This window comes from Streptomyces sp. NBC_01116 (assembly GCF_041435495.1).
GTDB lineage: Bacteria > Actinomycetota > Actinomycetes > Streptomycetales > Streptomycetaceae > Streptomyces.
Map to the genome: position 1 here is coordinate 1,376,923 of NZ_CP108644.1, position 13,268 is coordinate 1,390,190.

The 13,268-nt window shown below is 73.2% G+C and carries 11 protein-coding genes; 2 read left to right on the forward strand and 9 right to left on the reverse strand.

Going from position 1 to position 13,268, the window contains the following annotated elements; all coding sequences use genetic code 11:
• Positions 1-29: 29 nt before the first annotated feature.
• From cobA to OG245_RS05860, 7 genes are all read right to left on the reverse strand, one after another.
• A complete protein-coding gene (gene cobA, locus OG245_RS05830) occupies positions 30-1,331 on the reverse strand; it encodes a uroporphyrinogen-III C-methyltransferase (RefSeq protein WP_371622471.1) in 1,302 nt (433 codons plus the stop codon).
• A 331-nt stretch (positions 1,332-1,662) separates the two neighbouring features.
• Positions 1,663-5,529 carry a nicotinate-nucleotide--dimethylbenzimidazole phosphoribosyltransferase gene (gene cobT / locus OG245_RS05835; RefSeq protein WP_371622472.1) on the reverse strand — a complete coding sequence of 1,289 codons (3,867 nt, stop codon included), beginning with the start codon at positions 5,527-5,529 and terminating at the stop codon, positions 1,663-1,665.
• Between the two features lie 333 nt (positions 5,530-5,862).
• Complete coding sequence (gene cbiE, locus OG245_RS05840) at positions 5,863-7,101, reverse strand: precorrin-6y C5,15-methyltransferase (decarboxylating) subunit CbiE (protein WP_371622473.1); 1,239 nt, start codon at positions 7,099-7,101, stop codon at positions 5,863-5,865.
• Positions 7,102-7,210: 109 nt separating this feature from the next.
• Positions 7,211-7,897, reverse strand: coding sequence for a GNAT family N-acetyltransferase (locus OG245_RS05845; protein ID WP_371622474.1), 687 nt, complete (start codon positions 7,895-7,897; stop codon positions 7,211-7,213).
• Between the two features lie 101 nt (positions 7,898-7,998).
• Positions 7,999-8,865 carry a MetQ/NlpA family ABC transporter substrate-binding protein gene (locus OG245_RS05850; protein WP_371622475.1) on the reverse strand — a complete coding sequence of 289 codons (867 nt, stop codon included), beginning with the start codon at positions 8,863-8,865 and terminating at the stop codon, positions 7,999-8,001.
• A gap of 83 nt (positions 8,866-8,948) precedes the next feature.
• Positions 8,949-9,620: a methionine ABC transporter permease gene (locus OG245_RS05855; RefSeq protein ID WP_371622476.1), complete on the reverse strand. Its 672-nt coding sequence runs from the start codon at positions 9,618-9,620 to the stop codon at positions 8,949-8,951.
• The gene (locus OG245_RS05860; protein WP_371622477.1) at positions 9,617-10,729 is read right to left on the reverse strand and encodes a methionine ABC transporter ATP-binding protein; all 1,113 of its coding nucleotides are present in this window, start codon (positions 10,727-10,729) and stop codon (positions 9,617-9,619) included. The genes OG245_RS05855 and OG245_RS05860 overlap by 4 nt, the downstream gene beginning before the upstream one ends.
• 597 nt (positions 10,730-11,326) lie before the next feature.
• On the opposite strand from OG245_RS05860, the gene OG245_RS05865 reads away from it, so the two are divergent.
• Both OG245_RS05865 and OG245_RS05870 read left to right on the forward strand, forming a co-directional pair.
• Complete coding sequence (locus tag OG245_RS05865) at positions 11,327-11,686, forward strand: hypothetical protein (RefSeq protein ID WP_371622478.1); 360 nt, start codon at positions 11,327-11,329, stop codon at positions 11,684-11,686.
• A gap of 1 nt (position 11,687) precedes the next feature.
• Positions 11,688-12,128 (forward strand): hypothetical protein, encoded by a 441-nt coding sequence (locus tag OG245_RS05870; protein WP_371622479.1) that lies wholly within the window; start codon positions 11,688-11,690, stop codon positions 12,126-12,128.
• A gap of 36 nt (positions 12,129-12,164) precedes the next feature.
• Here OG245_RS05870 and OG245_RS05875 read toward each other — a convergent pair whose 3' ends face one another.
• On the reverse strand, positions 12,165-12,668 hold the full coding sequence (locus OG245_RS05875; protein ID WP_371622480.1) for a GNAT family N-acetyltransferase: 504 nt from the start codon (positions 12,666-12,668) through the stop codon (positions 12,165-12,167).
• 17 nt (positions 12,669-12,685) lie between these two features.
• Complete coding sequence (locus OG245_RS05880; RefSeq protein WP_371622481.1) at positions 12,686-13,258, reverse strand: sigma-70 family RNA polymerase sigma factor; 573 nt, start codon at positions 13,256-13,258, stop codon at positions 12,686-12,688.
• Between the last annotated feature and the right edge of the window lie 10 nt (positions 13,259-13,268).

The following is a 13,268-nucleotide window of genomic DNA, read 5'->3' on the forward strand; positions in this document are numbered from 1 at the left end:
GGGAGGGAGATAGGTAACCGCGGGTTACTTCACGCCTGGCCGTCCGAGCCGTCCCGGCCGGTCCCCGGTGCGGAGTGCGGGCCGACCGCGACGACCTCGCCGATGACGATCACGGCGGGCGGACGCACGTCCTCGGCGACCGCGCGCTCGCCGACGTCCGCGAGGGTGGCGTCGACCCGGCGCTGGGCGGAGGTGGTGCCCTCCTGGACGAGGGCGACCGGGGTGGCCGGGTCCTTGCCGTGGGCGATCAGGGCGGCGGCGATGGCGCCGATCTTGTCGACCGCCATCAGCAGGACGAGCGTGCCGCGCAGCCGGGCGATGGCCGCCCAGTCGACCAGCGAGCGCGGGTCCTCGGGGGCGACGTGGCCGCTGACCACGGTGAACTCATGGGCCACGCCCCGGTGGGTGACCGGGATGCCCGCCGCCCCGGGGACGGAGATGGTGCTGGAGATCCCGGGGACGACCGTGCAGGGGATGCCCTCGGCGGCCAGCGCCTGGGCCTCTTCCATGCCGCGGCCGAAGACGAACGGGTCGCCGCCCTTGAGCCGCACGACGGACTTGCCCGCCTTGGCGTGCTCGATGAGCGCCTGGTTGATCGCCTCCTGGGCCATGAACCGCCCGTACGGGATCTTCGCGGCGTCGATCACCTCGACGTGGGGCGGGAGTTCGTCGAGCAGGTCGCGCGGGCCCAGGCGGTCGGCGATGACCACGTCGGCCTCGGCGAGGAGGCGGCGGCCGCGCACCGTGATCAGGTCCGGGTCGCCGGGGCCGCCGCCGACGAGCGCGACGCCGGGGGCCCGGGTGCGGTGGTGCGGGGCGGCGAGGGTGCCGTCGCGCAGGCCCTCGACGATCGCGTCGCGGATGGCGGCGGAGTGCCGGGGGTCGCGGCCCTGGGAGGTGGTGGTGAGGACGGCGACCGTCACGTTCTCGCTGCGGCCGGTGGCCGGGGTCCAGGCGGTGGCGGCCTCGGCGTCGTCGGCCCGCACGCACCAGGTGCGGGTGCGCTCGGCCTCGGCGGAGGCGGCGTCGTTGGCCGTGGTGTCGGAGGAGGCGATCAGGGCGTACCAGGTGTCGGCGAGGTCGCCGTCCTGGTAACGGCGGCGCTCCCAGCGGATCTCCCCCGCGTCCGCCATCGCCTCGACGGAGGGCGTCGCGGACGGGGAGACGAGCGTGATGACGGCCCCGGTGGCGATGAGCTGCGGCAGCCTGCGCTGGGCGACCTGTCCGCCACCGACGACGACGACGCGGCGGCCGTGCAGGCGCAGTCCTACGGGGTACGCGGGGTGGTCTGCGCGGTCGGCGTGCTCGGCGTGGTCTGCGTGCTCGGCCATGGCGGTGCGGGCTCCTCGTGCGGGTGCTGCGTAGGGCCGCTGCGGCGGTGGAGCGGCTGTGACGTGCGGAAAGCTGAGGTCTGGGTCGGGAACACGATACGGGGTGGGGGGCGCCCGCGGCGGGCCTGTCCCCCCCTGCCCGCCCCTTCCCGAAACCGGGGCTCCGCCCGGGCCCCTGTCCTCGAGCGCCGGACCGGCTGGATTCGGGGCTCCGCCCCGGACCACGCTCCTCAGACGCCGGAGGGACTGAGTGGGCTGCCGGAGCGGCGGGCCGCGGCGCGAGCGAGGCGATGCCAGGGCGGGGGTCGGAGGCCCCCGCCCTGGCTTCTCGCTACTTCTCCGTCACGCCCGCCGAGTCGAACGTCGCCACCTCGTGCATCGCGCGGGCCGCGCTCTGCACGATCGGGAGCGCCAGCAGCGCGCCGGTGCCCTCGCCCAGCCGCAGGTCGAGGTCGACCAGCGGGCGCAGGCCCAGCTTGTTGAGCGCGGCCACGTGGCCGGGCTCCGCGCTGCGGTGGCCGGCGATGCAGGCGGCCAGTGCCTCGGGGGCGATGGCGCGGGCCACCAGGGCCGCCGCGCCCGCGCTCACGCCGTCCAGGATCACCGGCGTACGCAGGGAGGCGCCGCCCAGGAGGAAGCCGGCCATCGCCGCGTGCTCCAGGCCGCCGACCGCCGCGAGCACACCGATCGGGTCGGCCGGGTCCGGCTGGTGCAGGTCGAGGGCGCGGCGGACGACGTCGACCTTGCGGGCGTGCATCTCGTCGTTGATGCCGGTCCCCCGACCGGTCACCTCGGAGGCGTCGGCCCCCGTGTACACGCAGATCAGGGCGGCCGACGCGGTGGTGTTGGCGATGCCCATCTCGCCGGTGAGCAGGGCCTTGTTGCCTGCCGCCACCAGGTCACGGGCGGTCTCGATGCCCACCTCGATCGCCGCGAGGACCTCTTCCCGGGAGAGCGCGGGACCCGTCGTGAAGTCCGCCGTTCCCGCGCGTACCTTGCGGGGCAGCAGACCCGGGGTCGCCGGCAGGTCCGTGGCCACGCCCACGTCCACGACACAGACCTCCGCGCCGACCTGGGCCGCGAAGGCGTTGCAGACGGCTCCGCCGCCCAGGAAGTTCGCCACCATCTGGGCGGTGACCTCCTGCGGCCAGGCGGTCACGCCCTGGGCGTGCACCCCGTGGTCGCCGGCGAAGATCGCGACGGCCGCGGGCTCCGGGATCGGCGGCGGGCACATCCGGGAGAGCCCGGACAGCTGTGCGGAGATGATCTCCAGCATTCCGAGCGCGCCGGCGGGCTTCGTCATCCGCTTCTGGCGTTCCCACGCCTCGCCGAGCGCCTTGGCGTCCAGCGGGCGGATCGCGGAGATCGTCTCCTGGAGCAGGTCGTGCGGCTCGGCGCCGGGCAGCGCGCGGCGGCCGTACGTCTCCTCGTGGACGACCCAGGACAGCGGGCGGCGCTTGGACCAGCCCGCCTGCATCAGCTCGGGCTCCTCGGGGAACTCGTCGACGTAGCCGACGCACAGGTAGGCCACGACCTCCAGGTGCTCGGGGAGGCCGAGCGCGCGGACCATCTCCCGCTCGTCGAAGAAGCTGACCCAGCCGACGCCGAGGCCCTCGGCGCGCGCGGCGAGCCAGAGGTTCTCGACGGCGAGGGCCGAGGAGTACGGCGCCATCTGCGGCTGGGTGTGCCGGCCGAGGGTGTGACGACCGCCGCGGGTGGGGTCGGCGGTCACGACGATGTTGACCGGGGTGTCGAGGATCGCCTCGATCTTCAGTTCCTTGAACTGCTTCGCCCGGCCCTTGGGCAGCGACTTGGCGTAGGCGTCGCGCTGGGTCTGGGCCAGTTCGTGCATGGAGCGACGGGTCTCCGCGGAGCGGATGACGACGAAGTCCCACGGCTGCGAGTGGCCGACGCTCGGAGCGGTGTGCGCCGCCTCCAGCACCCGGAGCAGGACCTCGTGCGGAATCGGGTCGCTGCGGAAGCCGTTGCGGATGTCCCGGCGCTCGCGCATGACCCGCAGGACCGCTTCCCGCTCGGCGTCGTCGTAACCGGGGGCGGGCGGAGTGAACGGTTCGGCCTGTTCGGCCTGTTCTGTCGATGCGGCCTGTTCGGTGGATGCGGCCTGTTCGGTGGATGCGGCCTGTTCGGTGGGTTGCGCGGGCTCGGTGGGCCCTTCGAGCGGCTGTGCCGCCTCAGGCTGCTGCGGCGCCTCGACCGGCTGCGACGCCCCGGCCTGTGCCTGCTGCTCGGCTGCCTGCGCCTGCTGGTCGTGCTCCAGCGGTTCCGGGAGTTCCGGAGTCTCGATGACCTCGGGGCCGGTGCCGTCCTCGGCTTCCGGCGCGACCGGGTCGGCCGCTTCGGCCGCCGTTTCCACGCGGGGCTCGGCAGTGGGCTCGGGGGCGGGGGTCGGGGCAGCTTCCTGCTCCGTCGCGGGAAGCTGCTGAGCCGTCGGCTCCTGCGCCTCCGCGCCCTCCGCTTCCGCCGTCACGGGCTCGGGGGACTCCACGGGCGCCACGGGCTCGGCCGGTTCCGCGGCGACGGGCTCGGGCTGCACGGGCCCGGGTGCGAGCGGCTCGGCCACCGGCTCCGCCCCTACCGCCTCCGGAGCCACGACGGCTTCCGGAGCGGGGACCGCGTGCGGAACCACAGCGGCTTCCGGAGCGGGGACGGCTTCCGGGCTCCCGGCAACCGCTGCCGCCGGGGCGGACTCGGGGGCCGGTTCGACGGGCTGCTCCTGCTCGGGCTGTGTCACCGGCCCGGGCTGCACCACGGGCTCCACGACAGGCGCGTCCTGTGCCGGGGGCTGAGGTCCGGGGGACGCGGTCTCCATCGGGACGGCCGGCGCCTCGGGCTCCGGGGCCACGACGGCAGCGTGCTGCGCCTCCACCGGTTCCGACGCCTCGGGCTCGGGCGCGGGCGCGGCCACCTCATCGGCCGGGGCCTGGGCGGGTGCTTCCGTCAGCGCCTCCGGCCGGGCCGCCTGATCCTCCGGTACGACGACAGGACCGGCCGGGGGCATCTCCGCGGCGGTCGTCACGGGAACGACCGTTTCTGCCGGGAGGGCCTGCGGGGGCTGCTCGGGCTGCGCACCGGCAGTGGGCTGGGGCTGCTCCGGCTGCTCGATCGGGGGCACCGAAACCGCCGCCGGGGCGGGCACGGCCACCGGCTCTGCCTGCTGAACCGCCTGAACCGGCGGAGTCGCCCGAACCGGCTCCTCGGCCACGGTCTGCTCGACCACCTCGGGCTCGCCCACCGGCTGCTCGACCACCGGCTGCTCAGCCACCGGCTGCTCGACCACCGGCTGCTCAGCCACCGGCTGCTCGACCACCGGCTGCTCAGCCACCGGCTGCTCGACCACCGGCTGCTCAGCCACCGGCTGCTCAGCCACCGGCTGCTCGACCACCGGCTGCTCGGCCACCGGCTGCTCGGCCTCGACGGCCTGAACCTGCTCCGGCTGCTGGGCCTGCTCCGCCGGCGCCGGCTCCGCGACGACCTGCTCCGGCTCCGGCTGCGGCGGCTGCGCCCCCCACGGGGCGCCGGCCTGCGGCGGAATCTCGCCCAGCTGCGGGCCGGGCAGCGTCGAGGGGTCCACGGCCGGGACGTCGACGTGCTCGGGGCCGGGCGTCGGCGGGCCGGCGTGGCGTGCGGGAGCGGCGGTCCGGGTGGCTCCGGCGGGACCCCGGTCGGCCAGTGAGCGCACGACGCCGCCCTGCGTACCGCCGTACGACGGGGGATCGGCGGAGGCGGGGCCCCGGTGCAGCGGGCGGCGGGCGGGGGCGGCCGCGGCGTGCGCACCGACCGGTGCGGGCGCGGGAATGCGTACGCCGTTGAGGTCCACGGAGCCGGAGTCGCGGCCACCGGACTCATGGGTGCTGTGCGTCTCGGCGGGCGCGGAGGCGGCAGCCGCCCGGCCCTGCTGCGCGGGGGCCTGCCGCTGGGGCTGCGCGCCGTGCTCGTGGGCGACGGGCTGCGCCACCGCGGTCTGTGCGGCGGGCTGGCCCTGCGCGGGGGCCGGGGCGGCCTGCGGGTCGCTCCAGGCGCCCTGGGAGGTCGGCATCAGCAGAAGGTCGTCGTCCTCGGGAGTGTGCTCGGAGGGGTCGAGGAAGGTGTACGCGTCCGGGGCGGGGATGCCCGGCTGCTCCACCATGCCTGCGTTCTCCGGCAGTCCCTCGCCCGGGATCTGGCCGGTGTCAGTCATGCGTACCCCTCGCCCATCGTCAGTGCTCCTTCGGCCCTTCGCCCGGGACGCCGAACCACGGCACGCCGGTGCTCGTCATGAAGAACGAGCGGGCTCGCCGCGCGGCACGAAACGCCCGCGGGGCTTCCTATTCTCGCGGCCGTTCGCCGCCGCGACAGGCAGTTCTGCCACGGCTCACTGTGGACTGCGCCACGTTGCGCGTCCCCCGGGTTGTGCCGTACCACAGTGCGGAACAAAGCAGTCCACTTTTCCGGACATTGACGAACGAAGCGACGAACGGCCGGGTGCGGTACAACAATCCGCCAGCCTACCTTCCGCACCGGGCCGAGCGGGTCAGGGGGCGAGGTCCGAACGCCCCGCGGAGAGCAGGAACACGACGGACCTCTCGCGCTCGGTCCACACCTCGGTGTCCAGGTCGACGGACTGGAGCAGCGAGCACTCGACGGTGTAGCCGTTGCCGGTGAGGGCCGCGCCGAGCGCCTCGGCCTCGTCCCGGTGGGAGGCGTGCGTGACGATGCGTTCCGGTCGCCGGTCGATGACGGCCCGGGCCACCGGGACTCCCCCGCCGCCGATCCGTACGACGTCCGGTTCGGGCAGGCGTTCCAGGATGTGCGGGGCGCGGCCGCGGACCACCTGGACGGGGACGCCGAAGGCGCGGGCGGCGGCCTCGGTGCGGGCGCAGGCGGCCGGGTCGTCGTCCACGGCCAGGACCGCCGCGCCGAAGCGGGCGGCCTCGACGGCGAGGGCGCCGCTGCCGGAGCCGATGTCCCAGACCAGGTCGCCGGTGCGGGGGCCGAGCCGGGCGAGCTGGGCGGCGCGCAGGCCGGGGAACTCGCCCTCGCCTGACTCCTGCATCCGCTCGGCCCCGGCGGCCCGGTAGGCCTCGGCGGGCAGGGCCCAGCCCCGTATGCCCTGGGGGTAGGCGGGCGGGCGGCCGGCGATCCAGGCGCCGGCGGCGGTGGTCTCGGGGCCGCCGCCGATGACGATGACGACGTTGGGGTCGCGCCAGGCGTGGTCGGCCGCCTTGTCGGAGGTGAGGACGGTGACGCGCTCGCGGGCGGTGCCGAGTTCCTCGCAGATCACGAAGGTGCGGTGGACGCCGTCGAGGAGCAGGGCCAGTTCGGCGGGTCCGGCGCCAGGTGAGGTGAGGACGGCGACCTTGTGGTGGGCCCGGCAGACGTTGACCGCGCGGCGCAGGGTGCGGGGGTGGGCGACGACCACCTGGGCGTCGTCCCAGGGCATGCCGGCCCGTGCGAAGGCGGTGGCCACGGAGGAGACGGCGGGGACGACCTCGACCTCCATGCCGTGTTCGCGGTCGCGCAGGGCGCGGACGACGCCGAAGAAGCCGGGGTCGCCGTCGGCGAGGACCACGGCGCTGCCGCGGTGTCCGGCGATCCTGCGGGCGGCGAGGTCGACGCTGCCGAGGCGGATGCGTTCGGCGTGCGGGGGCACTTCCGGCAGGGCGAGGTGGTGGGCGGCGCCGGCGACGAGCGTGGCGCCCGAGAGCGCGGCCGCGGCCGCTCTGGTCAGTGGCGAGCCGTCCCAGCCGATCACCGTGACCCGGTCGGCCATCGTCGTCTGTCTCCTGGGGTGTCAAAGGGAGCGGGCGTTGCCCGCGCGGTGCCGGGCAGGGGTGAGAGTACCCGGTCCTGGCCTCGGGCTCGCGGGGGGGCCTCGGGCTCTACTGCCAGTTGTTGTACGTGCCGTAGTCGCCGGCGTCGGCGAGCTGTTCCGCGACCCCTTCGAGGTCCTCGGGGAGGAGTCCCCAGAGGATCAGGTCGGTGCGGATGTCGGTCCAGCCTCCGTCGGTGCCGTTCTCGGTCCGGGTCCGGGCGATGCGGGCGTTGCGCAGGACTCCCTCGCTGATGCAGCCGAGCTTCTGGGCGACCTGCTGGGAGGCGGTGTTGTCGGCGGGGGTGCGCAGTTCGATGCGTTCGAAGCCCTGGTCGCGGAAGAGCCATTGGGCTATGGCGAGCACGGATTCGGTGGCGTACCCCTCGCCCCGGGCCCAGGGCGCGGTGATGTAGCGGACCTCGGTGGCCAGGGTGCGCCAGTCGGTGTTGAGGAGGCGGACGCTGCCGACGAGCCGCTGGGTGAGGAACTCGGTGACGGCGAGGGCGATGCCGTGGCCCGCGGTGCGCTCCGCGGGAGCGATTCTGCGGACCCAGCGTTCGGCGTCGACCTGGGTGTACGGGTTCGGCCCGTCCATCCACGCGGTGACAGCCTCGTCGTTCATCATCTCGATGTACGCGGGGATGTCGTCCATCTCGAAGGGGCGCATCACCAACCTGTCCGTGCTGATGGAGATGGACGGAAAGGTGTTAGTCATGCGCAGCTCCATGCCGAGGACCGGGTAAAAGCACAGCATGCAACATCGGGTCCGCCGTGCGCATGGGCGGGTCGGCACGCCGGAGCCCCGCGCCTCCGGGAGGGAAGTGCGGGGCTCCGTCGAGAGGTGCCGGGTGGGCGTCAGGAGGTGGCGGGGGTCCCGAAGGCCGGGACGATCGCACCCTGGTAGGTGTCCTCGATGAACTTCTTGACCTCGTCGGAGTTGAGGAGCTTCGCGAGCTTCTCGACGCGCGGGTCCTTCTCGTTGCCGTCCTTGACCGCCAGGAAGTTGGCGTACGGGTTGCCCTCGGCCTTCTCCAGGACCAGGGAGTCCTTGCCGGGCTTCAGGTCGGCCTCGATGGCGTAGTTGCCGTTGATGACGGCGGCGTCCACGTCGTCCAGCGCGCGGGGCACGGTGGCGGCCTCCAGCTCCTTGAACTCCAGGCCCTTCTTGTCGGTGATGTCGCTCAGCTTGGCGCTGGTGCCGACGCCGTCCTTGAGGGTGATCAGGCCGTTCTCGGCGAGCAGTTGGAGGGCGCGGCCGCCGTTGGTGGTGTCGTTGGGGACGGCGACGGTCTGGCCGGCCTTGATGCCCTTGAGGTCCTTGACCTTCTTGGAGTAGAGGCCCAGCGGCTCCAGGTGGACGTCGACCACGGGCACGATGGTGGTCTTCTGCTTCGCGTTGAAGTCGTCCAGGTAGGGCTTGTGCTGGAAGAAGTTGGCGTCGACCTGGCCGCTCTGGGTGGCGGTGTTCGGCAGGACGTAGTCCGTGAACTCCTTGACCTCCAGGTTGAGGCCCTCCTTCTTCGCCAGGTTCTTCTTGACGAAGTTCAGGATGTCGGCGTGCGGCGTCGGGGACGCGGCGACGACCAGGGCCTTGGAGGTGTCGGCGTTCGCACCGGTCTCGCTCTTGGAGGCCGGGTCGGAGGCCGTGCCGCAGGCGCTCAGGCCCAGGGCGAGGGCGGCGGCGGAAGCGACGGTTGCGGTGATCTTGATGTTCTTGCGCACGAAAAGTGCCTCTTTCTTGTGGTGGTGCGCCCGGACAAGGAGTTCGGGCTCGGTGGGACGGAAAGTTCTGGGGGGGGTGGGACTCAGGAGGCGGTGCGGCCGCGGCGGGCCAGCAGCCGGACGGCGATGTCGCCGATCACCTGGATCACGGTGACGATGACGACCAGCAGCGCGACGGTGACCAGCATGAAACGGTTGTCGAAGCGCTGGAATCCGTTGGTGATGGCCTGCGAGCCGAGCCCTTCGCCGCCGACCGCTCCGGCCATCGCGGAGTAGCCGATGAGCACGATGAGGGTGGTGGTGACACCCGAGACGATCGAGGGCAGGGCCTGCGGGAGGAGCACCTTGCGGACGATCGTGGGGATGGAGCCGCCCATCGACTGCACCGCCTCGACGAGTCCGTGGTCGACCTCGCGGATCGCCGTCTCGACGAGCCGGGCGAAGAACGGGATGGCTCCGACGGCGAGCGGCACGATCATCGCGGTGGGACCGATGAAGGTGCCGACGACCCAGGTGGTGAAGGGGATCAGGGCGATCAGCAGGATGATGAACGGCAGGGAGCGGCCGATGTTCACGATCACGCCGACGACCTTGTTCACCACGGTGTTCTGCAGCAGTCCGCCCTGGTCGGTGAGGACCAGCAGCACGCCGAGCGGCAGTCCGCCGACGACGGTGACCAGCGCGGACCACAGCACCATGTAGAGGGTGTCGACGGTGCCCTGGGCCAGCAGGGGCTGCATTTCGGACCAGGTCACTTGACGGCCTCCTTGGTGAGCGCGACGGACGCCTGCTGCCCCGGAACGACGGTGGCGGCGGTCCCGTCGGCCTCGGCGGTCGCGGCACGGGACGTCCGTCCGGACCCGCCCTCGACGACCTCGGCCTGGAGGCCCTGCTCGCGCAGGAACCCGATGGGCACGACGTTCTCCTCGAAGCGGCCGGGCAGCTCGATGCGCATCCGGCCGATCTGCCTGCCTCCGACGGTGTCCATCGCGGCGCCGAGGATCGAGATGTCGATGTTGTACGTACGCGAGAGCTGGGAGATGACCGGCTGGGACGCCGATTCCCCCTGGAAGGTGACATCGACGACCGTGCGGTCGGGGCCGGAGGCGGTCCCGCCGACCGGGAACAGCTCGTGGGCCAGTTCGGAGCCGGGGGTGGCGAGGAGTTCCGCGACGGTCCCCGACTCGACGATCCGGCCGCGCCGCATGAGCGCCGCGGAGTCGCAGATGGTCTTGACGACGTCCATCTCGTGCGTGATGAGCAGGACGGTCAGGCCGAGCTGCTGGTTGAGGTCGCGCAGCAGCTGGAGGATGGAGCGGGTGGTCTCGGGGTCGAGTGCGGAGGTCGCCTCGTCCGAGAGCAGCACCTGGGGGTCGCCCGCCAGGGCGCGGGCGATGCCCACGCGCTGCTTCTGACCTCCGGAGAGCTGACCGGGGTAGGCCTTCGCCTTGTCGGCGAGGCCGACCAGGTCGAGGAGTTCCCTGGCCTTGCGGGTGCGCTCCTGGCCGGAGAGGTTGAGGATCTCCAGCGGCAGCTCCACGTTGTCCAGCACGGTGCGGGAGTCCAGCAGGTTGAAGTGCTGGAAGACCATGCCGATGCGGGTGCGGGCCCGGCGGAGCTCGGCGCCGGCCCGCCGGCCGCGGCCGGCGAGGGCGGTGAGGTCCTGGCCGGCCACCGTCACGGTTCCGGAGGTGGGGCGTTCCAGGAGGTTGACGCAGCGGATGAGGGAGGACTTTCCGGCGCCGCTCTGTCCGATGACGCCGTACACCTCGCCTTCGCGGACGTGCAGGTCGACGCCGTCGAGTGCGGTGACCTCACGGTCGCGCGACTGGTAGACCTTCGTGAGGCCCGTCGTGGTGATCACAGGGGTTTCCGTCACTGTCGAGTGCGCGGCGCGGTGTCCGCCGGGCACGGGGCGTTCGTCTGAAGAGACTGTTCGGGCTGGTCGGCCGGGGTCTCGGCATGGCTGCGCGGCGGTCGGCCGGGAGGACAGCGCATGCGCGGGCGCGCTCGTTCCGCGGGGTGCGGACGGCGCAGGCTCGGTCTCGCTTCGGGGCGCGAGGCTCAGGCGGGGGCCCTCAGAAGGCGCGCATTCGACACATACAACGAGCACCGGGCGTGCTGATCGCCTCGGTCGCAAGGATGCGGCTGCTCGTCGTGGTCATGGGCCAAGTAAAACAGACGTGAGGTCTCCGCGATCCACCCTGTCCGCATATCGGACAGGGCTGGATGGCCGGACGCCATCACTCCGGTTACGTCGGCCGACTCTCGGCGCACGGCTGTGACCTGCGGTGACAAGGTGTTCGCTGGAGCGGGACCGGGGCCGGCCGGATGCCGGGGGAGCGGAACCTCCTCCACCGGTTGTGGCCAAGGCCACGGTGCGCGCTCCGCGCGGGCGGCGCTCTCCGCGGTGGCCGGGGCCGCACGCGGGCGGGCGTTCCGTCCGTAATACCCTCGACCCATGCTTGACGCCCTGACGGTCGCGGTCGCCGTGGCCGCGCTCGCCCTCGCCGCCTGGTGCGGACATGCCGCCTACCGGGACCAGCCGACGAAGGACTGGCATTTCATCGGGATGGCGGTCGTCTCCGTGCTGGCGTTGGCCCAGTTGGTCGTGGGCGTCGTGCAGCTGGCGCGCGGGGAGCGGCCGGAGCAGGGGATGGCGGTGTTCGTCGCGTATCTGATCGGTTCGTTCGCCGCCGTGCCCGCGGCCGGATTCCTGTCGTTGACCGAGCGGACCCGCTGGGGTTCGGTCACGGTGGCGGCGGGCGCGGTCGTGCTGGCGGTTCTGGAGGTCCGGCTCTATGACATCTGGGGAAACTGACGTGAGCGACACCGACCGCACCGAGGTGGCCGCGGCCCCGAAGCCGGCCTTCGAGCTGGGCACCGGGCCCGGACGGGTCCTGGTCTGGTTCTACGGGGTGTTCACGGTCGCGGCGGCCTCGCGCACGATCGTCGAGATGGCCAGGGGGTTCGACCGGGCGCCGCTGGCGTACACGCTCTCGGCGGTCGCCGCGCTGGTGTACGGCTTCATCACGTACTCGCTGGTGCGCGGCGGGGAGAAGGCCCGCCGGGCGGCGCTGGTGTGCTGTGCCGCGGAGCTGGTCGGTGTGCTGGTCGTCGGCGCGTGGACGCTGGCCGAGCCGACCGCCTTCCCGGACTCGACGGTGTGGTCGGACTTCGGGATGGGTTACCTCTTCATCCCGGTGATCCTGCCGGTCACCGGGATGATCTGGCTGCGCCGCGCGAAGACGGTCGCGGTGTAGCGACGCCGTTCCGGCCCCGCCGCGCGCGGCGCACGGTCAGGCGCTGGCCACGTAGTCCCGGTCGGCGGCGTCCTTCTCCAGCAGGACCATCCGGACGCCGTCGGCTCCGGTGACGGCCCCGACCTGGGCGTATCCGGCCCGCCGGTAGAGCCGCAGATTGCCCTCGCTGCGGTGCCCGCTGTGCAGCCGGAAGCGGGTCGCCGCGCGCTCGGCGGAGAGCGCCGACTCGGCGGCGAGCAGCAGCCGGGCTCCGAGTCCGTGGCCCTGGAGCCGGGGGTGGACGCAGAGTTTGCCGATGAGGCCCGTGCCGTCCGGGTCGGTGCCCCCTCGGACCGAGCCGACGACCTCGTCCCCGAGCCGGGCCACGAACACCAGGTCGTCGTCGACTTCGGCGCGCAGGGATGCGAGGCTCTGGACGAGCGGGTCGATCCGGTAGTTGTCGTACAGCTCCGCCTCGCGCTGGAAGCAGAGGTACTGGAGTCTGAAGATCTGCTCGACGTCCTGTGCCGTCGCCGCCGAGATGGTCACGCTCATGCCCATGTGTGCACGCCTCCCGCTCACCTGTTCGCCGGTTGCCTACCGCTCCCTTCCCGCACGGAAGGAGCGACAACCTCCGCAGCCAGCATTCTGCGCAGACATCCAAGGCAACGGGAACGGATCGGGCCCAAGCTCCCCTGTGACATACCCAACTCCCCTGCGATTTCCCGGTAGGTCGGGTCGCCGGGGGCGAGCATCGCCTCCAGCAGCCGGGGGCAGCGGCCGGGCAGCCGGGCCATCGCGGAGCGCAACGCGCGGCGTTCGGCGGCCCCGAGAGCGGCGCGTTCCGGGCAGTCGGCCGGTCCGGCGGCGGGTTCCGTTCCGGCGTACGGGCGTTCCCGCCGGGCGGTCCGGCGTCCGCGGCGGGCCTCGCCCCGTACGGTGTCGCGCACCCAGCGGGCCGCGTCGACGGGTGGCCCGGCGGCGGCCGGACGCTCCAGCAGCCTGACCCAGACGCTCTGTTCGAGGTCGGCGGGATCGAGCCCGGCGGCCGGGGCCTCGGCCCTCGCCTCCGCGCGCACCAGGGGTTGTAAGGCACGGACGACGAGTGCGGTGGAAGCGGCCGGTCCGGGGTCGTGGTCGAGAAGCGTCATGCCCCGGCGG